This window comes from Pseudomonas sp. FG6, from assembly GCF_057809015.1.
This window is the reverse complement of sequence record NZ_JBMDJD010000006.1, coordinates 113,080-136,842: the sequence shown is the minus strand read 5'-3', so window position 1 is coordinate 136,842 and position 23,763 is coordinate 113,080. Positions and strand designations below refer to the sequence as shown.

Sequence of the window (23,763 nt, the reverse complement as noted above, 5' to 3'; positions counted from 1 at the left end):
GTGGTTGTGGTGGAGCGAAAGGGCCCGCCCAGACGACCTCAACCTTTCTGAATGAGCTTGCTCCTGACCTCAGCCATCCCCTGGGTATCCAGCTCCAACCACAGATGCTGCTTGCCGGCGATCTGCGCCGCCACCGGCAAGCCATCGCGGTACACCAGCCGATTGCTCGCCAGCGCCGGCACTTTCGCCCCGGGTAGCAGGGTGCCGGCCAGGTTCAGCGGGTCGACGCCGCACACCGCCACCAGGCTGCCATCGGCGGGGCGGCGGCGGGTTTCGCGCAGCAGCGGGATGGCCTCGGGCAGGGCGAATTGCTCGCCCGCCAGACCGCTGACAAAACGCCCACCACGAATTTCGCCGCGGGCCTCCAGGCGATGGAAGGTGCGCAGCAGCTCGCGCCAGCTCGGCAGCCAGTCGGCTTCGCGCTCCAGCAAGCGCCAGAACACCACGCCGTAACGGCGCAGCAGGGTCATGGCGATGTGTTCCAGGGTCTCGGGCGCGGTGGGCGCGGGACGGTTGCTGTCCACGGGCGCGGGTTGGCTGCGGCGCAACAAGGCCCAGCGCCCGGCGTCGTCCATGCCACCGATGAGCGCGCCGCGCCCATGTCGGCCGCTGCGGGGCGGGCGTTTGCTGGCCTGGCGTTTGTTGGACGGGGTGATCAGCGCTCGCAGGCCGGCGAAGCTGTCGGCGTTCACCAACCCGGCGCCCACCAGTTCCTGCAAGGCGATCTCCAGTTCGCTGCGCAGCAGGTGCGCTTCATGCGCCAGCTCATCGAAAAACAGCGCGCCATGTTCGCTGAGGGCTTGATGGACTTTTTGCGCCTTGGGCGACAATTCCTCCAGGGCGGTTCGCTCGGCCAGGCTGCTCCACAGCGTCACCTGGCTGCGCGGCAGCAACACCACCGGCGTGCTGCGCAGGGCGCTGGCGGAAGGTTTCTGGCGTGCGCTCAGCCGCGTCCATACCCACTTGCCGCTGCGACACAACTCATCGAGCCAGTGGGGCGAATAGTCCTTGATCCGTGCCGGCAGCAAGTCGCTGTCCCAGGCCGACGCGGCGGCCGGGTAGCCTTCGAACTGATTCAGGATCGATGGCAACACGGCATTGCCCCGGCCCTGGGTGGCGGGCGAGACGTGCTGCCAGTCGAACAGGAAGCGCATGAAGTCCTGCAGCATCACCGGCTCGATTTCCCGGCGCAGGCGCTTGACCGTGTAGCGATGGATCCGCGCGAGCAAATGCCGCTCGCACCATTCCTCCTGCCCGGTGCCCGGGGTGAAGCGTCCACGCAGCACGTAGCCTTGCTGCTCCAGGTGCGCCAGGGCCTGGGTGACCTGCGCGGTCGACAACCCCAACGGGTAGGCAATGGCTTTCACCGGCAGCGGGCCAAAGGCACTGAGCCGGGCCCGCAGCACTTCCACCACGGCTTCGTCGGCGTCCCAGGTTTCATCGAAACCGGCCAGGGGCATCAGCGTGGGTCGCCACTGGGCCTGTGGATAAATCCCTTGCAGGCAGGTCAGCCGCTCAAGCGCCACCCACAGGCCACGCTCGGCGCTGATCTGCACGTGGCTGGCCCGGCCGCGCTCGGCCAGCGCCTGCAACCACTCCCGCCACGACGGATGGGCATCGGCTTCACTGTCGGCGATGCAGGCCAGGCTCATCAGGGCTTCGTGCATTTCATCGAGATGGGCCGGTGCCGGCCAGGCTTCCTCCCGGACCGACTGGAGGGCCTCGGCGTCCAGCGCGCCGAGGTCATCGGTGGATTGTGGATCGCTCCAGCGCCGGTTGATCACCGCTTGGGTGCGGCGTTCTTCCAGCGGCGCGTCATCGAGGAAGGTGTAGGGCCGGGCGCTGAGGATCTCCGCCGCCAACGGCGAGGGCGCTGGCAGGTCGCGGCTGACCAGGCGAATTTCACCCGCCTCCATGCGCCGCAACAGGGCCAGCCAGCCTTCGCTGTCCATGGCCTCGTGCAGGCAGTCGTCGAGGGTTTGTTCCACCAGCGGGTGGTCAGGGATCTCGCGCTCGCCGGCGAGGTTCTCCAGGCAGGCGATCTGGTCGGGGAATACGCTGGCGATCAGGTCTTCGCTTTTCATCCGCTGGATCTGCGGCGCGACCTTGCGTCCTCCGGTATAGCGCGGCAACGCCAGGGCGACGCTGGCATTCCAGCGCCAGCGCACGCCAAACAGCGGCGCATCGAGCACCGCTTGCACCAGGATCTGTTCGGCGCTCTGGCTGTTGAGATAGCGCCAGACCTCGTCCAACTCGAAGCTGTGGCTGGTGGACAGCGACAGCACGATGGCGTCCTCGCTGGCGGCGGCCTGCAATTCGAAGTTGAAGGTGCGGCAGAAGCGCTTGCGCAGGGCCAGGCCCCAGGCGCGATTGATGCGGCTGCCAAACGGCGTGTGGATGATCAGTTGCGTGCCGCCGGACTCGTCGAAAAACCGTTCCATCAGCAGCGTGTCCTGGGACGGCAGGGCGCCGAAGGCCAAGCGCGCCGGGGCCAGGTAATCCACCAGTTGTTCGGCGCTGGCCAGGTTCAGCTGCAAGGTGCCGGTGAGCCAGTCCAGGGCCGGTTGCAGATTGCCCGGCGTGGCGCCGAGCAGTCGATCGAGCTGCGCTTGCAGGCGCGCCACGGCCTGGGACAGCTCGGCGCTGCGCCCGGGGGCTTCACCGAGCCAGAACGGGATAGTCGGCGGCTGGCCCTGGGCGTCCTCGACCCGCACGCGCCCGGTCTCGACGCGAATGATCCGATAGGACGTGTTGCCCAACTGGAACACGTCGCCGGCAATGCTCTCCACCGCGAAGTCTTCGTTGACGCTGCCGATGTTCAAGCCCTGGGGTTCGAGCAGCACGCTGTAGTCGGCGTTGTCCGGGATGGTGCCACCGCTGGTCACCGCCGTCAGCTTGCTGCCCCGGCGCCCGCGCAAGGTGCGAGCGACCGCGTCCCGGTGCAGGTAGGCACTGCGCACGCCTTGGCGGCTGTTGAAGCCTTCGGCGAGCATCTGCAACAACGCCTGGTAATGCCCGTCGTCCAATTGCGCGTAGGGCGAGGCGCGACGGAAGGTCTCCAGCAGCGCCTGTTCCGACCATTCCTGGCAACTGACCTCGGCGACGATCTGCTGGGCCAGTACGTCCAGCGGGGCCTTGGGGATGTGCAGGATGTCGAGTTCGCCGCGACGGATGCAGTCGAGCAGGGCGGCGCATTCGATCAAGTCGTCGCGGGTGGTGGCGAACAGGCGCCCCTTGGGCGTGCCGCCGACCTGATGTCCCGAGCGGCCGACCCGTTGCAGGAACGCCGAGATCGAACGGGGCGAGGCGATCTGGCACACCAGGTCGACGTCGCCGATATCGATGCCCAACTCCAGGGACGCCGTGGCGATCAGCACCTGCAATTCGCCGCGCTTGAGGCGTTGTTCGGCGTCGAGGCGAAACTCCTTGGCCAGGCTGCCGTGGTGGGCCGCCACGGCGTCCTTGCCCAGCCGTTCGCTCAGGTGCCGGCTCAGGCGCTCGGCCAGACGCCGGGTATTGACGAACACCAGCGTGGTGCGGTGCTCCCGGGCCAGTTCGGCGAGGCGGTTGTAGACCCGTTCCCAGACGTCATTGGCCATCACCGCCGAGAGCGGCACGGGCGGCACCTCGATGTCCAGGTCCCGGGGACGGGCGTGGCCGATGTCGACGATGTCACAGGCGCGTCCTTCACCGACGAGAAAGCGTGACACCGCTTCGATGGGCTTTTGCGTGGCCGACAGGCCGATGCGCATCAGCGGTTCGGCGCACAGCGCCTGCAAGCGCTCCAGGCTCAAGGCCAGGTGGCTGCCGCGTTTGCTGGCGGCAATGGCGTGGATTTCGTCGACGATCACCGTGCGGGTGCTGGCGAGCATCTGTCGGCCGGAATCGGAGCCGAGCAGCACGTAGAGCGATTCGGGGGTGGTCACCAGGATGTGCGGCGCGGTCTTGCGCATCGCCGAGCGGTCTTTTTGCGGCGTGTCGCCGGTGCGCACGGCGGTGGTGATGTGCAGGGGCGGCAGGCCCAGTTGCTGCAATTGCTCGGTGATGCCCGCCAGCGGATTCTGCAGGTTGATCTGGATGTCGTTGCTCAAGGCCTTGAGCGGCGAGACGTACACCACCAGGGTCTGGTCCGGCAGGCCACCCTGTTCCAGGCCGCGGTGCACCAGGTCGTCGAGCACCGCGAGAAACGCGGTCAGGGTCTTGCCCGAGCCGGTGGGCGCCGCCACCAGGGTCGAGCGACGCTGGCCGATCAACGGCCACGCCCGGGCCTGGGCGGCCGTGACCGCCGGGAAAGTCTGGCTGAACCAGGCGCGAACGGCAGGGTGAAAGCCTGCCATGGCGTGGTCGGCTGCGAGGGGCAGATTCATAGGCGCAGTTATGCGGGTGGGGTGGGGAAGATGCAAGTACCGTCGGGTATCGGTGCAAAACTTGGAGTCGATACTGATCTTGAATGACGGTCAAACCCGGCGATCTGCACATTACGGATGACGGTTGCGCACTAAACCCGCAAAATGCAACGATTCCGGCGACGCCTGCGGGCGTCGTCGATCAAATTCTCGTGCCAACAGACTGGGCCTGCTGACTTTATGCGAATGCGCCTTATGTTACTGGGCGGCGGAAATGCCCTTGGGCAGGCGCTGATTCGCCTCGGTGCAGAAGAAGACATCGGTTTTCTTGCCCCCCGCCCCCCCGAAAACGGTTGGGATGCCGCGAGCCTGACCCAACTGCTCGACGACACTCGGCCGGACGCCTTGATCAACCTGGCGTACTACTTCGACTGGTTCCAGGCCGAAACCGTCAGCGAGCAGCGTCTGGCCGGCCAGGAGCGGGCTATCGAACGCCTGGCCGAGCTGTGCCAGCACCATGAGATTGTCCTGCTGCAACCCTCCAGCTACCGCGTGTTCGACGGCTCTCGCGCCACCGCCTACAGCGAAAAGGACGAACCGGTGCCCCTGGGCCTGCGTGGCCAGGCGCTGTGGCGCATCGAGCAAAGCGTGCGCGCGACCTGTCCGCAACACGTGCTGTTGCGTTTCGGCTGGTTGCTGGACGACAGCGCCGACGGCATCCTCGGGCGTTTCCTGGCCCGGGCCGAACAGCCCGACGAGCTGTTACTCGCGGACGACCGCCGCGGTAACCCGACGCCGGTGGACGATGCGGCGCGGGTAATCATCTCGGTGCTCAAGCAACTCGATTGCGCCGCGCCGCTGTGGGGCACCTACCATTACGCCGGTCACGAGGCGACCACGCCGCTGGCGCTAGGCCAGGCGATCCTCACCGAAGCCCGTGCCCTGCATCCGCTGGCCATCGAGTCGCCGACGCCCCAGGCGCACGCCGCCAGGCCGGACGCTGCCGAAGAACCGCAGCACGCGGTCCTGGCCTGCAAGAAAATTCTGCACACCTTCGGGATCAAGCCCCGCGCCTGGCGCGCGGCACTCCCGGCTTTACTGGATAGGTTTTATCGCCATGGCTGAAGGCCCAGTTTTAATCACCGGCGGCGCGGGTTTCATTGGTTCGCACCTGACCGACGCCTTGCTCGCCAAGGGACATTCGGTACGTATCCTCGACGACCTGTCCACTGGCAAGCGCAGCAACCTGCCGCTGGACAACCCGGCGGTCGAATTGATCGAGGGCGACGTCGCCGACGCCGCGCTGGTGGCCCGGGCCATGGCCGGCTGCAGCGCCGTGGCGCACCTGGCGGCGGTGGCCTCGGTGCAGGCTTCGGTGGACGACCCGGTGCGCACCCACCAGAGCAATTTCATCGGCACCCTGAACGTCTGCGAAGCCATGCGCCAGAGCGGCGTCAAGCGGGTGTTGTTCGCTTCCAGCGCAGCGGTCTACGGCAACAACGGCGAAGGTGAATCCATCGACGAAGAAACGCCTAAGGCCCCGCTCACGCCGTATGCCTCGGACAAGTTGGCCAGCGAGTTCTACCTGGACTTCTATCGTCGCCAGCACGGCCTGGAGCCGGTGGTGTTCCGCTTCTTCAACATCTATGGCCCGCGCCAGGATCCGTCTTCACCGTATTCCGGGGTCATCAGCATCTTCAGCGAACGGGCGCAGAAAGGCCTGCCGATCACCGTATTCGGCGACGGCGAACAGACCCGCGATTTCGTCTACGTCGAAGACCTGGTGGATTTGCTGGTGCAGGCCATCGACATGCCTGAAGTGGAAGTGGGCGCGGTGAACGTCGGTTGGAACCAGGCCACGACCCTCAAGCAAATGCTCCAGGCCCTGGCCGAGGTGGTGGGGGACCTGCCGCCGATCAGCTACGGCCCGGCGCGTTCCGGCGACATCCGCCATTCGCGGGCCGACAACCATCGGTTGTTGCAGCGCTTCAGCTTCCCGGCGCAAACGCCGATGAACGAGGGGCTGGCGCGGTTGTTGGGACGCTGAATTTCCCAACCGTGTCAAAAAAAGGCGCCTTTCGGGGCGCCTTTTTCATGAGCTATGCATCGCTTTTATGGCAAACGAAACCTGTGGCGAGGGAGCTTGCTCCCGCTGGGCCGGTCCGACGCATCGGGCGAAGCAGACCGACAGAATTTGCGACCGCTTCGCGCTCGAGCGGGAGCAAGCTCCCTCGCCACAGGGTGTGCAGTCATTCCACTATTGCGTAGGGGCTTAGAACTTGTAACCCAACCCCACCATGTAGACCCATGGGTCCACGTCGATATTCACCTTGGCCCGAGTGCCGCCGGCCACGGCGTTGTTGTCCACGTACGCGGTGGTGTCGATGTCGATGTAGCGGATCTGGCCGTTGATCATGATGCTGTCGGTCAGCATGTAGTCGGCGCCCACCTGCCAGGCCATGCCCCAGCTGTTGCTTGCGCGGAAGTTGCTGAAGCCGTTGGCGCTGGCTTCGCTGCCGACGTGTTCGTCGTAGATCCAGGTGTAGTTGATACCGGCGCCGACGTAAGGCTGGAAGGCCGACTTGGCATCGAGCGGGTAGTAGACCAGGCTCAGGGTCGGTGGCAGGTGCTTGAGGGTGCCGAGTTTGTTGTTGGCCGCGCCCAGGGCGGTGCCTTTGATTTTCACGTCATGCTCGAACGGCGAGGCCGCCAGCAGTTCGATACCCCAGTTGTCGGTCAGCATGTAGGCGAAGTTCAGGCCCAGCTGCGTGTCGCTGCTCATGGTCGCCTTGCCACCCAGGTCAGTACCGGCCAGCGGGCCGCGGTCGACCTTGACGGTGGAACTGTCGGCGTCCGGGTTGACGGTGATGGCACCGGCGCGAACGATAATATCGCCAGCCGTGTGGGCCTGGGCGAGTGGGGCGGCGAGGGCGAGGGCGACGAGGGAAGCGCTGAGCAGTGACTTGTGCATGGGGGCTCCAGAGGGCATCGAAAATTGATGCACCATCGTACGAAGCCGTCTGGTCCGGTCTTTTGACTCAGCTCAATGAGACTGGGCTGATAAATTGACTCAGCTCAATGAAAGCGTTGGTGAGAAAATTTGAGGGAACCATCGCGAGCAAGCTATCTCATCAACAACACATCACTACCGGCTTCACTCCGGCAGCTCATACACATAAATCTTCTGCGCCTCCATCTGGTACCCGGCATCGGCCAGTTCACTGGTGGACGGCTTGACCTGCATCGCACCCTCGACCCAGTACGGCTGGTACAGCTCTTCAAGCTTGACCCCGACTTCACTTTTCACATGCACGATCTGGTTCGACGGCGGTGGCGGCACGTGGATGCAGGCGCCGAAATACGGCACCAGCAAGAAGTCGGTGGTGCGACCTGCCTCGCTGACTTCCAGCGGTACGATGTAGCCCGGCAAGCGAACCTGCTGGCCGTCCAGTTCCTTGACCACCGGTGCGTCGGGCAGGTCCTGCCGGGCGGCCGGGGCCGATTCGGTGGACAGGGCATCGCTCATCTTCGACAGGTCGTGCAATGGCGTCATGTTCGGCACTTCCGGTGGTGCGCCTACCGGGATCATTTCCGTCCAGGCCAGGTCCCTCGGCTCGGCGGCCCACAGCGGCAGGGCGACCATCATCAACAGCGCAAACAGGGCGCGGGGCATTTTCAACATCCTCATAGACGGATCGACAGGCCATCGGCCAACGATTGGCGATAGGCGCGCCAGGCCGGCACGCAGCCCATCAGCAGGGCGGCGAGCAGGATGCCAGCCATGAGCGTGCATTCATACTCGCTTGGCCAGCCCAGCGGCAGGTACAAGCCATAGGCCGACTGCACGTAACCCTGGGCGCCGGCGATGCCGATGTACAGCAGCGCCAGCCCGGCAGTGACTCCGGCCAGCGCCAAGGCAAACGCCTCAAGCACCAGCAAGGTCGCGATGTGCCACGGCCGGGCGCCGACCGAACGCAGGATCGCCATTTCCCGGCGACGCTCGTTGAGGCTGGTGAGGATCGCCGTGAGCATGCCGATCAACCCGGTCAACACCACGAACAGGGAAATCACGAACAAGGCTTTTTCCGCCGTGCCCATCAGACTCCACAATTCCTGCAAGGCCACGCCGGGCAGGATCGCCAACAGCGGCTCGCCCCGGAACTCATTGATCTCGCGCTGCAAGGCAAAGGTCGAAATCTTGCTGTTGAGGCCGAGCATGAACGCGGTGATCGCCTGGGGCGCGAGGTCCATGTTGCGCGCCTGGTCGGCGCTGATGCGGCCATTGCCTTGGGCCGGCACGCCGTTCTTCCAGTCGATGTGGATCGCCTCCATGCCGCCGAGGCTGATGTGCAGCGTGCGGTCCACCGGAGTGCCGGTGCGCTTGAGGATCCCGACTACGGTGAAGGGCTTGTCGTCATGCTTGACCAGGCTGATCGCCGCCACGCCATGGGCCAGCACCAGTTTGTCGCCGAGCTTGTAATGCAGGGCCTCGGCCACTTCGGCACCGAGCACCACTTCGAACGGATCGCTGGCGAAGGCCCGGCCCTCGGCCAGTTCCAAGTGCTGCTGGCGACCGTACTGGTAATGCTCGAAGTAGGCCTCGCTGGTGCCCATCACCCGGTAGCCGCGGTGGGAATCGCCGAGGGACATGGGAATCGCCCACTTCACCTTCGGGTTGCTGGCGAAGTGTTCGAAGCTGTCCCAGCGGATGTTGTTGGTGGCGTTGCCTATGCGAAACACCGAATACAACAGCAGGTTCACCGAACCCGAGCGAGCGCCGACGATCAGGTCGGTGCCGCTGATGGTGCTGGCGAAACTGGCCCGCGCCTCGGTGCGCACCCGCTCCACGGCCAGCAACAGGCACACCGACAGGGCGATGGCAAAAGCCGTGAGGAATGCGGTGAAGCGGCGGTTCGCCAGGCTGGCCATGGCTAGACGGAACAGATACATCTCAGACCTCGAGTGGCGTGGCGGCGCGATTGAGATCGGCCAGCGACAGGTTGCGGTCAAACAGCGGTGCCAGGCTCTGGTCGTGGCTGACGAACAACAGGCTCGAGCCGGCCTCGCGGCATTCGGCGAACAACAGCCGCAGGAAATTCTCCCGAGCGTCGGCGTCCAGGGCTGACGTCGGTTCGTCGGCGATCACCAGTTCCGGTTGGCCAATCAACGCCCGGGTGGCGGCGACCCGTTGCTGCTGGCCGATGGACAGCGAGTCGGCGCGCCGCGCCAACAGGTTCGGATCGCTCAAGCCCAGGTGCGCCAGCAGCGTGGCGGCGGCCTGATCGACGCTGCCGTGACGCTGGATGGCGCGTTGGGCGCGCAGTTTCGAGAAGTGGCAGGGCAGCTCGACGTTCTCGCGCACCGAGAGAAACGGCAGCAGGTTGAACTGCTGGAAGATGTAGCCGGTGTGGTCCACGCGAAAGCGGTCCCGCGCGCTGGCGTTCAGTTCGGTGAGGGCCTGGCCGAGCAGGCGAATGCTGCCTCGATCGGGCATCTGCACACCGCCCAGAAGCCCCAGCAGCGTGGTCTTGCCGCTGCCACTGGGGCCCTTGAGAAACAGGGTCTCGCCCGCTTCGAGGCGAAATGCCGGGATGTCCAGCAAGGGCGGATGCCCGGGCCAACTGAAGCCAAGGTCGGACAGTTCGATGAGTGCTTGGGTCATATCGCCGATTTCAAAAGTTGGATCTGCGGGAGATCTGTGGAGGTGAACTTGTGGGAGCAAAGCTTGCTCGCGACGAGGTCATCACATTCAACTTGGGTGATGACCATGGGACCGCTATCGCGAGCAAGCTTTGCTCCCACAAGACTCCCCACAAGGTTCTCCCACATGGGTTATGCAGTGAATCAGAATTTCAAAGTCGGCGCCGCGGCCGTTACTTCCCCACCTTGCTGCCCGCTCGGGCCGATCAGTTGCACCAGGATTTTCTGGGTGGCCGGGAACGCCTTGAACAGGGGCGTCAGGTCCAGATGCGTCAGGGCGCCAGGCGCGACGCAACGGAACTGGTAATGGGCGTGGATCTCGCTGTGTTCGTGATGCTCGTCACCGTCTTCGTCGGCCTCATCGGCATGCTCTTCGTGGCCCGGTTCGTCGCCGAACAGCGGGCTTTCCAGTTCCTGTTGCTCCAGGGTGCATTTGGCATCGGCCAGATTGATCAGCGCCGCCGGCTTCTCCAGCTTCGCCCTGGCGGCGGCCACCTTGGCCTTGTCGGCGTCGCTGGTGGCGGCGTGTTCGAACCCCACCAGGTTCATCGCCGGGCTGTCCAGCTCCAATTCCAGGGTCTCGCCGTCCAGGGAGGCATTGAGGCGGGCGACGCCGTGCTCGTGGGCACCCAGGCTGCCGTGTTCATGGTCGTGATCGTGAGCATGCTCGACCGCCGCATGAGCGACAGCCAGGGGCAGCAGGGCGAACGGCAAAGCGAGAAGCAGACGACGCATGACGAGTCTCCGAGAAAGGTTATGTAATCTTATAACGAAACTGCGCAGAGTTTGACCGTCTGCTTGGCGTCGCGCAAGGCCCGTGGGAGCATGCGAACATGAAATTTACAGGAGCAGGGTGATGTTGCGGATACGCGGAACCGTCGGCGATTGGCCGGTGGACTTGTCGATCGAAATGGATGAAGGCGACTGGGCGCAGCTTGGCGCGCAGTTGCAGGCGGTCAAGCCGGACAGCACGGCAATGCCTGCGGCCAAGCCGGTGAATCAGGACGATGCGCTGTGGCAAGCCGCCCGGCAACTGCTCTGCAAGGCCGGCCAATTGAGCGGCCCGGAACTGCTGGAGCAACTCGAAGGCCTGACGGGCAGCGCCTCGGCGGGCAAGCGGCTGCTGGTGCGGTTGCGCCACAGCACCGAGGTCAAGGTGCTGAGCGGCGCCGACACGCCGCTCTATAGTTGGGCTGGAGCTGTAAGCGACAAGCCACAAGCGGCAAGCTAAACGTCTTGATCTTGCCGCTCGAAGCTTGCCGCTCGAAGCTGCTCCTCTAATACAACGCGGCAAACAGCCTGCGACGATAAGTCGTCACCAGCGGATGGTCGTTGCCCAGCAGTTCGAACACTTGCAAGAGCGTCTTGTGCGGCAGGCCTTCGCTGTAGCTGCGGTTGCGGATGAACAGCTTGAGCAAGGCGTCCAGGGCGGCTTCGTACTGTTGGCGCGCCAGTTGCTGGATCGCCAGTTGATACACCGCTTCATCATCTTGCGGATCTTTCGCCAGGCGGGCCTTGAGGTCGGCGGCGTCGGGCAGGTTACGGGCCAGGCCGAGGAACTTGATCTGCGCCTTGGCCCCGGCCAGCGCGGCCTTGTGTTCGTCGCTTTTCACCGCGTCGAGCACGGTCTGCGCTTCACCCAGTTCACCGCGCTCGGTCAGGCAGCGGGCATAGAGGATCAGCGCCTTGGCATTGGTGTTGTCTTCACCCAGCAGCACCGTGAGCAGGGCTTCGGCGTCGGCGAAACGTCCCTCGTCGAACAGCGCCTGGGCCTGTTCGAACGGGTCGGCCGCAGCCGGCGGCGGCATCTGCACGTGGGGTTCGAGCATCGCCCGCACCGCCGATTCCGGCTGGGCCCCGGCGAAACCGTCGACAGGCTGACCGTCCTTGAACAGCACCACGGTGGGCAGGCTGCGGATGCCGAAACGGGCGACGATGTCTTGTTCGATGTCGCAATTGACCTTGGCCAGCAGCAATTCGCCCTGATAGCTCTGGGCAATGCCTTGCAGCATCGGCATCAGCGCTTTGCACGGTGCACACCACTCGGCCCAGAAATCCACCAGCACCGGTTTGTGGAAAGAGTTGGCGATCACCGACTGGTCGAAGTCGGCGGTGGTGGCGTCGAAGATGTACGGCGTGTCCTGGGTCATGGGAATCTCGTAGAACGCTTGAATGGGGCAACTATACGGCTTGGCGGGGGGTGGCTGAAAGCCGGGGCTTGCGGCGCCTGGTAGGCCGCCATCGCGAGCAGGCTCGCTCCCACAGTGTTTTGTGGTGCCTGCAACTTCTGCGAACTGAACAAAATCCCCTGTGGGAGCGAGCCTGCTCGCGATGCTTTTCAGTCGCCACGCCGCGCGTGGTACAGGCTCACATGGCGGAATTCCTCGGGCTCGGCCAGGTCCGGCAGGGTCATGGCCTGGAGCATTTCGATGCGCCGGTACAGCGGATGCTGGAAGTCCCGCACCCGGGAATCGGCCACCAGGGCCTCGCGGCCGCGGCTGAGGAACTGGTCGAGCAGCGGCAGGTTGGCCCGGTCGTAGAGCACATCGGCGACCAGGATCAGGTCGAACCGATCGGCCTCGGCAAAAAAGTCCGTCGAATAACCAACTTTCACCCCATTGAGCACTGCATTGGCCCGGCACGCGGCAATCGCCAGCGGGTCCAGGTCGCAGGCCACCACTTCCAGCGCCCCGGCCTTGGCCGCCGCGATGCCCGCCACGCCAGAGCCGGCACCGAAGTCCAGCACGCGTTTGCCTGCGACCCATTGTGGCTGCTCGGCCAGGTAGCGGGCCATCGCCAGGCCGCTGGCCCAGCAAAAACTCCAATAGGGCGGTTCATGAAGAATGCGCCGGGTTTCCTCCGGGCTGAAGGCACGGTCCATGTTGTCGCCGTCGATCAGCCACAAGGCCAGGTCGACGCCGGGCAGTGGGCAAGCCACCAATCGCGCATCGCCCAGCAAGTCGCCCAGCGCCTGTTGCAGGTCTTGCGGTGCATTCATGGGGCTTTGACGAATTGCAGGGTGCCCAGCGCCTGGGTGGTCGGTTGGGTGATGCGCTGCTGTGGCAGGTGCAGGATCAACTGGCCCGACTGGCTGGCGCGCCCGCGCAGTTCCACCCGGGCATCGGCCGGGAAGGCATCGGGGTTGAAGCGCAGGCGAAAGGGCAGGTCCTGGTTGGTGCCGATCAGGGTGGAACTGGCGAGCAGTTGCTGCGGACGGTCCTGAATGTCGATCACCAACAGCGCCAATTCCACCTCGGCGCCGGCCGGAACGCCTTGCAGGGTGCCGCTCAATTCCCGTTGGTAGGCCGGCAGTGGCCCCAGGTCGGCAGCTTGCCGGGCTTTTTGCTGCGCCTGTTTCGGCGCGGGGCCCGAGGCGGGCGCCGTGGGTTTGGGGGCGTCGCTGCTGCACGCCATCAGCAGGCTGAAAAGACTGAGCAAAACGAGCGATCGTAACGGCATGAGTGGCTCCAGCAGGGTGAATTCGGTGAGTCTGGCGGTAAGCCCGTCTGTATACCGTAAACCCTATGGCTTGTCTTGCCAGTGGGATGCGCTACCATGGCCCTCCCTTTTTTTGTTGCCTGCCACCATGCACTGTCCCTTCTGCGGTGCCAACGACACCAAAGTCATCGACTCGCGACTGGTCGCCGAGGGCGAACAGGTCCGCCGCCGGCGCGAATGCCTGGCCTGCGGCGAACGGTTCACGACGTTCGAGACCGCTGAACTGGTGTTGCCGCGCCTGATCAAAACAGACGGCAGCCGTCAGCCGTTCGACGAAGATAAACTGCGCGCCGGCATGCAGCGCGCCCTGGAAAAACGCCCCGTGAGTGTCGAGCGCCTCGAAGCGGCGCTGGTGCACATCAAGCACAAGCTGCGGGCGACCGGCGAGCGCGAGGTCAAATCCCTGGTGGTCGGCGAACTGGTGATGGCCGAGCTGCAGAAGCTCGATGAAGTCGCCTATATCCGTTTCGCCTCGGTGTACCGGCGCTTCCAGGACTTGAACGAGTTCCGCGAAGAAATCGATCGCCTGGCCCGCGAACCGGTGAAAGAATGACCACCGCGGCGCAGCAAGCCATCCTCGACGCCCAGTACATGGCCCGTGCCCTGGAGTTGGCGCGGCGCGGTCACTACACCACGCACCCCAATCCCCGGGTCGGTTGCGTGATCGTGCGCGATGGGCAGATCGTCGGCGAAGGCTGGCACGTGCGCGCCGGTGAGCCCCACGCCGAAGTCCACGCGTTGCGCGCCGCCGGTGAAAATGCCCGGGGCGCTACCGCGTATGTGACCCTCGAACCTTGCAGCCACCATGGACGCACGCCGCCTTGTGCCGATGCGCTGGTCAATGCCGGCGTGGCGCGGGTGGTGGCCGCGATGCAGGACCCGAACCCGGAAGTCGCCGGACGCGGCTTGCAGCGACTGGCCCAGGCTGGCATCGCCACCGAAAGCGGCGTGCTGGAGGGCGAAGCGCGCAAGCTCAATGAAGGTTTCCTCAAGCGCATGGAGCACGGCCTGCCGTTCGTGCGGGTCAAGCTCGCCATGAGCCTGGACGGTCGCACCGCCATGGACAGCGGCGAAAGCCAGTGGATCACCGGCGCCGCCGCACGTTCGGCGGTGCAACGCCTGCGCGCCCAGGCCAGCGCCGTGCTGACCGGCGCCGACACGGTGCTGGCGGACAACGCCCGGCTGACCGTGCGCGCCGACGAGCTTGGGCTGGATGCCGAGCAGACCGCGCTGGTCATGAGCCGTGCGCCGCTGCGCGTACTGGTGGACGGTCGCCTGCGAGTGCCGCTCGACGCACCGTTCTTCAAGGCCGGTCCGGCGCTGGTCGCCACCTGCATGGCGGTGGAAGAACAGTACGCCAACGGTCCTGAGTGCATGCTCGTGCCTGGCGATGACGGCCAGGTCGATCTGCATCGCCTGCTGGTGGAATTGGCCGCCCGAGGCATCAACGAAGTCCTGGTAGAGGCGGGACCGCGCCTGGCCGGGGCATTTGCCCGGCAAGGGCTGGTGGACGAGTTCCAGATCTTCATGGCCGGCAAGTTTCTCGGCTCTTCGGCGCGACCGTTGCTGGACTGGCCGCTGGCGCAGATGAAAGATGCCCCGGCGCTGAAAATCACCGAAATCCGTGCCGTAGGCGATGACTGGCGAATCATCGCCGTTCCCGCCTCGCCGGCGAGCGTATAATTCCCGGCCTTCGCTCAAGCGGCGGCCTGTTCTCGAGGAGGACTCCATGTTTACCGGCATCATCGAATCCATCGGCAGTATCCGTGCACTGACCCCCAAGGGCGGCGATGTGCGGGTCCATGTCGAAACCGGCAAGCTCGACCTGAGCGACGTCAAGCTGGGCGACAGCATCGCGGTGAACGGCGTCTGCCTGACCGCTGTTGAATTGCCTGGCAACGGTTTTTTGGCGGACGTCAGCCGCGAAACCCTCGACTGCACGGCCATGAACGACCTCAAGAGCGGCAGCCCGGTCAACCTGGAAAAGGCCTTGACCCCCACCACTCGCCTGGGCGGGCACCTGGTCAGCGGCCATGTGGACGGCGTCGGCGAAGTGGTCTCGCGCACGGACAACGCCCGGGCCGTGGAATTTCGCATCCGCGCGCCAAAAGAGCTGGCCAAGTACATCGCCCATAAAGGCTCGATCACCGTCGACGGCACCAGCCTGACGGTCAACGCGGTGGATGGCGCCGAGTTCCTGCTGACGATCATTCCCCATACCCTGAGCGAAACCATCATGGCTTCGTACCGGCCCGGTCGCCGGGTCAACCTGGAAGTCGACTTGCTGGCCCGCTACCTGGAGCGCCTGTTGTTGGGCGACAAGGCCGCCGAGCCTGCAGCAGGCAACATCACCGAAAGTTTTCTGGCCGCCAACGGCTACCTCAAATCCTGACCCAAGGGGGTGCCGCGTGGCGCTCAATAGCATCGAAGAACTGGTTGAAGACATCCGCCAAGGCAAGATGGTCATCCTCATGGATGACGAAGACCGCGAGAACGAAGGCGACCTGATCATGGCCGCCGAGTGCTGCAAGGCCGAACACATCAACTTCATGGCCAAGCACGCCCGTGGCCTGATCTGCATGCCGATGTCCCGTGAACGCTGCGAATTGCTGAAGCTGCCGCTGATGGCGCCGCGCAACGGTTCCGGCTTCGGCACCAAGTTCACCGTCTCCATCGAGGCCGCCGAGGGCGTGACCACCGGCATCTCCGCCGCCGACCGCGCCCGTACCGTGCAGGCTGCCGCCGCGAAGGACGCCAAGGCCGAAGACATCGTCAGCCCGGGCCACATTTTCCCGCTGATGGCCCAGGCCGGCGGCACCCTGGCCCGCGCCGGGCACACCGAAGCGGCGTGCGACCTGGCGCGCATGGCCGGCTTCGAGCCCAGCGGCGTGATCTGCGAAGTGATGAACGACGACGGCACCATGTCCCGTCGTGCGGAACTGGAAGCCTTCGCCGCCGAACACAACATCAAGATCGGCACCATTGCCGACCTGATCCACTACCGGATGATCCACGAACGTACCGTTCAGCGGATTGCCGAGCAGCCGTTGGACAGCGAACTGGGCCAGTTCAACCTGGTGACCTACCGTGATTCGGTGGAAGGCGACGTGCACATGGCGCTGACCCTGGGCACCGTGTGCGCCGAAGAACCGACCCTGGTGCGCGTGCACAACATGGACCCGTTGCGCGACCTGCTGATGGTCAAGCAACCCGGCCGCTGGAGCCTGCGGGCCGCCATGGCCGCGGTGGCCGAGGCGGGCAGCGGCGTGGTACTGCTGCTCGGCCACCCGCTCGATGGCGACGTGTTGCTGGCGCACATCCGCGAAACCAGTGATCAGGCGGCGGTGAAAAAACCGACCACCTACAGCATCGTCGGCGCCGGTTCGCAGATCCTTCGGGACCTGGGCGTGCGTAAAATGCGCCTGATGAGCGCACCGATGAAGTTCAATGCGATATCCGGTTTCGATCTGGAAGTTGTAGAATACGTGCCCTCCGAATAATGACCTGCAGATTCCGGCATTATTGTTCACTTAAGGCTTGTTAGATCCATTTTGTGGCGAGGGAGCTTGCTCCCGCTGGGCTGCGTAGCAGCCCCTCTTGTGGGCGCTGCGCACCCAAGCGGGAGCAAGCTCCCTCGCCACGGTTCAAGTGAACGATATGGCGGGATTTCCCGGCCCTGTATTCGTGGCTAAAATCACTGAAAGAGCGCGTAAAGAACGCGCTCTGGCTCTTTAAGAGATCTGACGAATGACCCTGAAGACCATCGAAGGTACCTTCATCGCCCCTAAAGGCCGCTACGCTCTGGTAGTGGGCCGCTTCAACAGTTTCGTGGTCGAGAGCCTGGTGAGCGGTGCGGTCGATGCCCTGGTTCGCCATGGCGTGAGCGAAAGCGACATCACCATCATCCGTGCCCCTGGCGCCTTCGAAATTCCGCTGGTTGCGCAGAAAGTCGCCCAAAAAGGCGAATATGCGGCAATCATCGCCCTGGGCGCGGTCATTCGTGGCGGTACTCCGCACTTCGAATACGTGGCTGGCGAATGCACCAAGGGCCTGGCCCAGGTGTCCATGGAATTCGGCGTGCCAGTCGCTTTCGGCGTGCTGACCGTTGACTCCATCGAACAAGCCATCGAACGTTCCGGCACCAAGGCCGGTAACAAAGGCGCCGAAGCTGCCCTGTCCGCCCTGGAAATGGTCAGCCTGCTGGCGCAGTTGGAGGCCAAGTGATTAGCGACGAAAGCGATCGTTTCAACCCGCGCGATCCCAAGCCTGCCGATGCCGGCAAGCCTTCGAAAAGTGTCAAGCGTCGTGAAGCCCGTCAGCTCGCGACCCAGGCGCTGTATCAATGGCACATGGCCAAGCAATCGCTGAACGAGATCGAAGCGCAGTTTCGGGTCGACAACGATTTTACCGATGTCGACGGTGCCTATTTCCGCGAGATCCTGCACGGGGTCCCGCAGTTCAAGAGCGAAATCGACACCGCGCTGGCGCCCTGCCTGGACCTGACCATCGAAGAGCTGGATCCGGTTGAACTGGCGGTCCTGCGCCTGTCCACCTGGGAGCTGCTCAAGCGCGTCGACGTACCGTACCGCGTGGTGATCAACGAAGGGATCGAACTGGCGAAAGTCTTCGGTTCCACCGACGGTCACAAGTTCGTCAACGGCGTGCTCGACAAACTGGCCCCACGCCTGCGTGAAGCTGAAGTGAAGGCGTTCAAGCGCTGATTGGCGCTTGCGGCGCGGCGACTATGGGCGAATTCGAGCTGATTCGTAACTACTTCGCCGCCGCGCCATGCGCGCAGGGCGGCGAGGGCGTTGCGCTGGGGATCGGCGACGACTGCGCCTTGCTGGCCGTTCCTCCCGGGGAACAACTGGCTGTGTCCACCGACACCCTCGTGGCCGGTGTGCACTTTCCAGACCCTTGCGACCCATTCCTGCTCGGCCAGCGCTCGCTGGCCGTGGCGGTCAGCGACCTCGCCGCCATGGGCGCCCAACCGCTGGCCTTTACCCTTGCCCTGACCTTGCCGACGGTGACCGCCGATTGGCTGCAAGCCTATGCCCGCGGTTTGAACCAGATGGCCCAGGCCTGCGGTGTGGCGCTGGTGGGCGGGGACACCACCCGTGGCCCTTTGAGCCTGACCATGACCGTATTCGGCCGCGTACCGTCCGGCCAGGCCCTGACGCGGGGTGGCGCTCAGCCGGGCGATGTGCTCTGTGTCGGTGGCGAACTCGGCAATGCCGCGGGCGCATTGCCGCTGGTGCTCGGCCAGCGCTACGCCGAGCCGGCGGTCGCCGAGCCGCTGCTGGCGCATTATTGGTCCCCTCGACCGCAAATCCGGCTGGGCCTCGCATTGCGCGGCCGGGCGAGTGCGGCGATGGATATTTCCGATGGCTTGCTGGCTGACTGCGGGCATATCGCCCAGGCGTCGGGCGTGGCTTTGCAGGTGGAACGGGACCGTTTGCCGCTGTCCAAGGCTTTAGTGGCCTTCCTCGGGCGCTCGGACGCCGAACCTGCCGCCCTGAGCGGCGGTGACGACTACGTACTGCTGTTTACCGTACCGCCGGTCCGATTGTCGCTGTTGCAGGCCGAAGGCGTGCCGATCCATGTGATAGGTCGTGTCGCCGAGGGGCAGGGCGTCACGCTGGTCGACGGTTCAGGGCGCGACATCACCCCGCAGACACGGGGTTATCAACATTTTCGGGAGACACCGTGACAGATCATCCCAACCAGGTCCCGGCGGAGTTCGTTCCGCCCTCGGTCTGGCGTAATCCCTGGCATTTCATGGCATTCGGCTTTGGTTCGGGGACGTTGCCCAAGGCGCCGGGCACCTGGGGCTCGCTGGTTGCGCTACCCTTCATACCGTTGTGGCAGATGTTGCCGGATTGGGGCTATTGGCTGATGCTGGGCATCACCATGCTGTTCGGCTTCTGGCTGTGCGGCAAAGTGGCAGACGACCTGCGGGTCCACGACCATGAAGGCATCGTCTGGGACGAAATGGTTGGCATGTGGATCACCCTCTGGCTGGTGCCGGAAGGCTGGTATTGGCTGTTGGCGGGTTTCCTGGTGTTCCGCTTCTTCGATATCCTCAAGCCATGGCCGATCCGTTGGGTCGACCGGCATGTCCACGGAGGTGTCGGCATCATGCTCGATGATGTACTGGCCGGGGTCTTTGCCTGGCTGGCAATGCAAGGATTGGTGTGGTTCTTCACCTGAAGGAGTCAGGCATGGGCGTAAGCCGCGCACTACTGCTGTTGCTGTGCCTGGGCACCTGCCTGGGGGCAGGGGCGGACGAGTCGAAGCCGCTTCCCGGCAAGATTCGCGCAGCCAGCGAGGAGTGGGCCAATTACACCCAGGCCGATGGCAAGGGCATGGGCTGGGACATCCTGCGCGAAGTCTTCGAGCCCGCCGGGGTCAAGCTGGAAACCCGTAGCGTGCCCTACACCCGCTCGATCGGGCTGGTGCAGCGCGGGGAAATGGACGCCCAGGTCGGCGCTTACCGTGACGAGACCGAAGGCCTGCTTTATCCGCACTGGCACTACGATGTCGACCACATCTATGCCCTGGGACTGGCCTCCAAGCCGTCACCCACGTTGACGACGATCGGCAACTACCGGTTGGTGTGGATGCGCGGGTATGAGTACAACAACTACCTGCCCAATATCCGTCGTTTCAATGAGATCCACCGCGCCGTGGGTATCTTGCCGATGCTGGTCCATGATCGCGCCGATTACTACATCGATGCCTTGATGGAGGTCCAGGAGGTGCTCGCCAAGGCCGATAACCCCCAGCAATTCAAGGTCTCGCCGCTGATCAACCTGCCGTTGTACCTGGGCTTCTCCGACAATGAAACCGGGCGCGCGCTGCGGGCGTTGTTCGACCGGCGCATGGAGGTGCTGGTGAAGAGTGGCCAGCTGAAGCCGATTTTCGAGCGCTGGAAACAACCCTATCCCTTCGATGAAAACGGCAACCCGCCGAAGCCGTAATCGAACTTTTCGATGGTTATGGCCGACAATTCAGCCTGAGCGTCCTTCGGAGCGTGCTGTTACAATGCGCGTCTCTGCGAATCTTCAGTACTAGATCAGGAGCACACCGGTGCCTGTCGTTTTTGTTGCCGCTTCCAAGCTGCCAACGCCTTTTGCGCAATTCACCATGCATGGTTTTCTCGATGAAGCCACCGGCCGCGAGCACGTCGTGCTGAGCCTGGGTGATTTCGCCGACGGCGCCCCGGTACTCGGCCGCCTGCACTCCGAATGCCTGACGGGCGATGCCCTGTTCAGCCAGCGCTGCGATTGCGGTTCGCAACTCGAGGCCGCGCTGCAGGCCATCGCCCGAGAGGGGCGTGGTGTGCTGCTGTACCTGCGCCAGGAAGGTCGCGGCATTGGCCTGCTGAACAAGATCCGCGCCTATGAGTTGCAAGACGGCGGCGCCGATACCGTGGAAGCCAACGAGCGCCTCGGCTTTGCCGCCGACATGCGCGACTACAGCATCTGCCTGCCGATGCTCGAGCACCTGGGTGTGAAATCGTTGCGGTTGATGACCAACAACCCACGCAAGGTCAAGGCGCTGACCGAGATGGGCATCGAAGTGGCCGAGCGCGTGCCGCTGCACACCGGTCATAACCCCCACAACAAACTCTACCTGGCGACCAAGGCCAGCAAGCTCGATCACATGATGGGCAACGAGCACCAGGGCGAGGTAGACCGGGCGTGACGCGCGGTCAGGTTCGGCGACGGCTGTCCGTCGCCTGGTGGAAATACCTCGCGCTGGCGTTGCTGCCGTTGTTCGTGATCAACCTGGTGTTCGGCCAGGGCGAAGCGATCCTGCCGGTGCTGGCGATGCCGCTGTTCATTGCCGGCATGGCGTCGATGTTTGTCAGCCTGCGCTTCTTCGGGCCCTATAAGCAGGCCCTGATCGCCACCCAGAAAGCCCTCGATACCCCGCAAGAGCCGCAGGCGTGGATCACCCTGGCGGCGCGTCGTCGCACGGCCTTCCTGGTGGCCGGGCTGCCCGCCTGGATCGGCGCCCTCGCCGTGTTCGTGGGGTTGGAAGCCGTGCCGCTGATGCTGCTGGCGTTGTCCAGCGCGGTGCTGTTCTACCTGTATCGCATTCCGCGTCAGCTTGGCTGATCTTCAGTTCCCTATAGAACAGCTGTGGGCATACTCTGATTTTGAATTCACAACAGAATAACTGTGGGAGCAGCTTTTGTGGGAGCAAGGCTTGCTCCCACAAGGTTTTGTGGGGTTTGAAAAGTCAGAGGCCCAGCAGCTGCAAGCGCTGGCGCACTGCCGCTTCGATCCCAGCCTCGTTCAATCCGCACTCGGCCAGCATTTGCGCAGGCTTGGCGTGCTCAACGTAGACGTCCGGCAAGCCCAGGTGCAGCACGGACTTGAGGATGTTTTCCCGGGCCAGGAACTCGCTGACCGCCGCACCGGCGCCGCCCATGATGGCGTTCTCCTCGATGGTCACCAGCAAGTCATGGCCGCCGGCCATCTCGCGCACCAGGGCTTCGTCCAGGGGTTTGACGAAGCGCATGTCCACCACGGTGGCGTCCAGGGTTTGAGCGACTTTCAGGGCTTCGGCCAGTTGCACGCCGAACACCAGCAGGGCGGTCTGCTTGCCCTGGCGGCGGATTACGCCCTTGCCGATCTCGATCGGTTCGAGGTCGGTCGAGAGGGTTGCGTTCGGGCCGGTGCCGCGTGGGTAACGCACCGCCGCCGGGCCGTTGAACAAATGACCGGTGGTGAGCATCTTGCGCAGTTCGTTTTCGTCGCTCGGGGTCATCACCAGCATGCCGGGGATGCAGCGCAGGAACGATAGGTCGAAGCTGCCCGCGTGGGTCGGGCCGTCTTCGCCCACCAGGCCGGCGCGGTCGATGGCGAACAGCACGTCGAGGTTTTGCACCGCCACGTCATGGATCAATTGGTCGTAGCCGCGTTGCAGGAAGGTCGAATAGATCGCCACCACCGGTTTCGCCCCTTCGCAGGCCATGCCGGCGGCGAGGGTTACAGCGTGCTGCTCGGCAATCGCCACGTCGAAATAGCGGTGCGGGTAGCGCTCGCTGAAGGCCACCAGGTCAGAGCCTTCCTTCATGGCCGGGGTGATGCCCACCAGGCGCGGGTCAGCGGCGGCCATGTCGCACAGCCACTGGCCGAACACGCCTGAATACTTCGGCCCGCCGGCCTTTTTCGGCGCAGCAGCCGGGGCGTCCAGGGGTTCAAGCTTGGTGATGGCGTGGTAGCCGATCGGGTCGACTTCCGCCGGGGCGAAGCCTTTGCCTTTCTTGGTGACCACGTGCAGGAACTGCGGCCCCTTGAGGTCGCGCATGTTGCGCAGGGTGGCGATCAGCGTGGGCAGGTCGTGGCCGTCGATGGGGCCGATGTAGTTCCAGCCCAGCTCTTCGAACAGGGTGCCGGGCACCAGCATGCCCTTGGCGTACTCTTCGGTACGGCGGGCGATTTCCCAGGCGCCGGGCAGGCGCGACAGCACCTTCTTGCTGCCTTCGCGCATGCTGGCGTAGGTGCGGCTGGAGAGAATCTTCGCCAGGTAGTTCGACAGCCCGCCGACGTTGCGCGAGATCGACATGTCGTTGTCGTTGAGGATCACCAGCATGTTGGCGTTGACTTCCGGCGCGTGGTTCAGCGCCTCGAAGGCCATGCCCGCCGTCAGTGCGCCGTCGCCGATCACGGCAATGGCCTTGCGCTCGCTGTTCTGCAGGCGGGCGGCAATCGCCATGCCCAGGGCGGCGCTGATGGAAGTGCTGGAGTGGCCGACGCCAAAGGTGTCGTATTCGCTCTCGGAGCGCCGTGGGAACGCGGCGATGCCGTCCTTCTGGCGCAGCGTGCCCATGCGGTCGCGACGACCGGTGAGGATCTTGTGCGGGTAGGCCTGGTGCCCGACGTCCCACACCAGCCGGTCGTCCGGGGTGTCGAACACGTAATGCAACGCGATCGTCAGCTCGATGACGCCCAGTCCGGCCCCGAAGTGCCCACCGGTCTGGCCGACCGTGTAGAGCAGTTCCAGGCGCAACTCATCAGCCAGGGTTTCCAGCTCGGCTTCACCTAGCCGACGCAGGCCGTCCGGCGTGTTGGCGCGGTCCAGCAGGGGCGTGGTCGGGCGCTTGCGGGGAATCTCTTGGAACGTCGTGGGCATCAGGCGAATCGTTATAGGTATAGAAAGAGGCGGCAGTTTACCTTATGCATCGCAAGCTGCCCACGCGTTGGCC

At 64.5% G+C, this 23,763-nt stretch carries 24 protein-coding genes; 14 read left to right on the top strand and 10 right to left on the bottom strand.

Annotated features, from left to right (window positions below):
- Positions 1 to 38: 38 nt before the first annotated feature.
- The gene (locus tag ACODSJ_RS05985; RefSeq protein WP_489100858.1) at positions 39 to 4,367 is read right to left on the bottom strand and encodes an Lhr family helicase; all 4,329 of its coding nucleotides are present in this window, start codon (positions 4,365 to 4,367) and stop codon (positions 39 to 41) included.
- A gap of 219 nt (positions 4,368 to 4,586) precedes the next feature.
- Here ACODSJ_RS05985 and ACODSJ_RS05980 point away from each other — a divergent pair, with 219 nt between their 5' ends.
- Both ACODSJ_RS05980 and ACODSJ_RS05975 read left to right on the top strand, forming a co-directional pair.
- Positions 4,587 to 5,471 carry a sugar nucleotide-binding protein gene (locus ACODSJ_RS05980; protein WP_489100857.1) on the top strand — a complete coding sequence of 295 codons (885 nt, stop codon included), beginning with the start codon at positions 4,587 to 4,589 and terminating at the stop codon, positions 5,469 to 5,471.
- Positions 5,464 to 6,393, top strand: a complete 930-nt coding sequence (locus ACODSJ_RS05975; protein WP_489100856.1) for an NAD-dependent epimerase/dehydratase family protein — start codon at positions 5,464 to 5,466, stop codon at positions 6,391 to 6,393. The genes ACODSJ_RS05980 and ACODSJ_RS05975 overlap by 8 nt, the downstream gene beginning before the upstream one ends.
- Before the next feature lie 225 nt (positions 6,394 to 6,618).
- Here ACODSJ_RS05975 and ACODSJ_RS05970 read toward each other — a convergent pair whose 3' ends face one another.
- The 5 genes from ACODSJ_RS05970 to ACODSJ_RS05950 all read right to left on the bottom strand — a co-directional run bounded on the left by ACODSJ_RS05970 (position 6,619) and on the right by ACODSJ_RS05950 (position 10,781).
- Positions 6,619 to 7,317, bottom strand: a complete 699-nt coding sequence (locus ACODSJ_RS05970) for an OmpW/AlkL family protein (protein ID WP_489100855.1) — start codon at positions 7,315 to 7,317, stop codon at positions 6,619 to 6,621.
- Positions 7,318 to 7,500: 183 nt separating this feature from the next.
- On the bottom strand, positions 7,501 to 8,019 hold the full coding sequence (locus ACODSJ_RS05965; RefSeq protein ID WP_489100854.1) for a DUF3299 domain-containing protein: 519 nt from the start codon (positions 8,017 to 8,019) through the stop codon (positions 7,501 to 7,503).
- 11 nt (positions 8,020 to 8,030) lie between these two features.
- On the bottom strand, positions 8,031 to 9,296 hold the full coding sequence (locus ACODSJ_RS05960) for an ABC transporter permease (protein ID WP_489100853.1): 1,266 nt from the start codon (positions 9,294 to 9,296) through the stop codon (positions 8,031 to 8,033).
- Between the two features lies 1 nt (position 9,297).
- On the bottom strand, positions 9,298 to 10,008 hold the full coding sequence (locus ACODSJ_RS05955; protein ID WP_489100852.1) for an ABC transporter ATP-binding protein: 711 nt from the start codon (positions 10,006 to 10,008) through the stop codon (positions 9,298 to 9,300).
- Between the two features lie 182 nt (positions 10,009 to 10,190).
- Positions 10,191 to 10,781: a DUF2796 domain-containing protein gene (locus ACODSJ_RS05950; RefSeq protein WP_489100851.1), complete on the bottom strand. Its 591-nt coding sequence runs from the start codon at positions 10,779 to 10,781 to the stop codon at positions 10,191 to 10,193.
- A 121-nt stretch (positions 10,782 to 10,902) separates the two neighbouring features.
- On the opposite strand from ACODSJ_RS05950, the gene ACODSJ_RS05945 reads away from it, so the two are divergent.
- Positions 10,903 to 11,277 (top strand): hypothetical protein, encoded by a 375-nt coding sequence (locus ACODSJ_RS05945; RefSeq protein WP_489100850.1) that lies wholly within the window; start codon positions 10,903 to 10,905, stop codon positions 11,275 to 11,277.
- A gap of 46 nt (positions 11,278 to 11,323) precedes the next feature.
- Here the strand turns inward: ACODSJ_RS05945 and trxA are convergent, their stop codons facing one another.
- The 3 genes from trxA to ACODSJ_RS05930 form a co-directional block, all read right to left on the bottom strand.
- On the bottom strand, positions 11,324 to 12,196 hold the full coding sequence (gene trxA, locus ACODSJ_RS05940; RefSeq protein WP_489100849.1) for a thioredoxin: 873 nt from the start codon (positions 12,194 to 12,196) through the stop codon (positions 11,324 to 11,326).
- Between the two features lie 188 nt (positions 12,197 to 12,384).
- Positions 12,385 to 13,044 (bottom strand): class I SAM-dependent methyltransferase, encoded by a 660-nt coding sequence (locus ACODSJ_RS05935; protein ID WP_489100848.1) that lies wholly within the window; start codon positions 13,042 to 13,044, stop codon positions 12,385 to 12,387.
- The gene (locus tag ACODSJ_RS05930; protein WP_489100847.1) at positions 13,041 to 13,505 is read right to left on the bottom strand and encodes a YbaY family lipoprotein; all 465 of its coding nucleotides are present in this window, start codon (positions 13,503 to 13,505) and stop codon (positions 13,041 to 13,043) included. Before ACODSJ_RS05930 ends, ACODSJ_RS05935 begins: the two co-directional genes overlap by 4 nt.
- Positions 13,506 to 13,632: 127 nt before the next feature.
- Between ACODSJ_RS05930 and nrdR the strand changes: the two genes are divergently transcribed.
- From nrdR to ACODSJ_RS05875, 11 genes are all read left to right on the top strand, one after another.
- Positions 13,633 to 14,097, top strand: a complete 465-nt coding sequence (gene nrdR, locus ACODSJ_RS05925) for a transcriptional regulator NrdR (protein WP_024778359.1) — start codon at positions 13,633 to 13,635, stop codon at positions 14,095 to 14,097.
- A complete protein-coding gene (ribD, locus tag ACODSJ_RS05920; protein ID WP_489100846.1) occupies positions 14,094 to 15,227 on the top strand; it encodes a bifunctional diaminohydroxyphosphoribosylaminopyrimidine deaminase/5-amino-6-(5-phosphoribosylamino)uracil reductase RibD in 1,134 nt (377 codons plus the stop codon). Before nrdR ends, ribD begins: the two co-directional genes overlap by 4 nt.
- A gap of 46 nt (positions 15,228 to 15,273) precedes the next feature.
- Positions 15,274 to 15,936 carry a riboflavin synthase gene (locus tag ACODSJ_RS05915; protein WP_092204487.1) on the top strand — a complete coding sequence of 221 codons (663 nt, stop codon included), beginning with the start codon at positions 15,274 to 15,276 and terminating at the stop codon, positions 15,934 to 15,936.
- Positions 15,937 to 15,952: 16 nt separating this feature from the next.
- Positions 15,953 to 17,044, top strand: coding sequence for a bifunctional 3,4-dihydroxy-2-butanone-4-phosphate synthase/GTP cyclohydrolase II (gene ribBA / locus ACODSJ_RS05910; protein ID WP_489100845.1), 1,092 nt, complete (start codon positions 15,953 to 15,955; stop codon positions 17,042 to 17,044).
- A 247-nt stretch (positions 17,045 to 17,291) separates the two neighbouring features.
- Entirely contained in the window at positions 17,292 to 17,768 is a 477-nt protein-coding gene (ribH, locus tag ACODSJ_RS05905; RefSeq protein ID WP_003185938.1) for a 6,7-dimethyl-8-ribityllumazine synthase, read from the top strand.
- Positions 17,765 to 18,265 (top strand): transcription antitermination factor NusB, encoded by a 501-nt coding sequence (gene nusB / locus ACODSJ_RS05900; RefSeq protein ID WP_489100844.1) that lies wholly within the window; start codon positions 17,765 to 17,767, stop codon positions 18,263 to 18,265. Before ribH ends, nusB begins: the two co-directional genes overlap by 4 nt.
- Positions 18,266 to 18,288: 23 nt before the next feature.
- Positions 18,289 to 19,254 carry a thiamine-phosphate kinase gene (thiL, locus tag ACODSJ_RS05895; protein WP_489100843.1) on the top strand — a complete coding sequence of 322 codons (966 nt, stop codon included), beginning with the start codon at positions 18,289 to 18,291 and terminating at the stop codon, positions 19,252 to 19,254.
- A complete protein-coding gene (locus ACODSJ_RS05890) occupies positions 19,251 to 19,754 on the top strand; it encodes a phosphatidylglycerophosphatase A family protein (protein WP_489100842.1) in 504 nt (167 codons plus the stop codon). The genes thiL and ACODSJ_RS05890 overlap by 4 nt, the downstream gene beginning before the upstream one ends.
- Positions 19,755 to 19,765: 11 nt before the next feature.
- Positions 19,766 to 20,524: a substrate-binding periplasmic protein gene (locus tag ACODSJ_RS05885; protein ID WP_489100841.1), complete on the top strand. Its 759-nt coding sequence runs from the start codon at positions 19,766 to 19,768 to the stop codon at positions 20,522 to 20,524.
- Positions 20,525 to 20,633: 109 nt separating this feature from the next.
- Positions 20,634 to 21,251 carry a GTP cyclohydrolase II gene (gene ribA / locus ACODSJ_RS05880; protein ID WP_489100840.1) on the top strand — a complete coding sequence of 206 codons (618 nt, stop codon included), beginning with the start codon at positions 20,634 to 20,636 and terminating at the stop codon, positions 21,249 to 21,251.
- Positions 21,248 to 21,667 (top strand): MFS transporter, encoded by a 420-nt coding sequence (locus ACODSJ_RS05875; protein ID WP_489100839.1) that lies wholly within the window; start codon positions 21,248 to 21,250, stop codon positions 21,665 to 21,667. The genes ribA and ACODSJ_RS05875 overlap by 4 nt, the downstream gene beginning before the upstream one ends.
- A gap of 124 nt (positions 21,668 to 21,791) precedes the next feature.
- Here ACODSJ_RS05875 and dxs read toward each other — a convergent pair whose 3' ends face one another.
- Positions 21,792 to 23,690, bottom strand: a complete 1,899-nt coding sequence (gene dxs, locus ACODSJ_RS05870; RefSeq protein ID WP_489100838.1) for a 1-deoxy-D-xylulose-5-phosphate synthase — start codon at positions 23,688 to 23,690, stop codon at positions 21,792 to 21,794.
- Positions 23,691 to 23,763 lie beyond the last annotated feature (73 nt).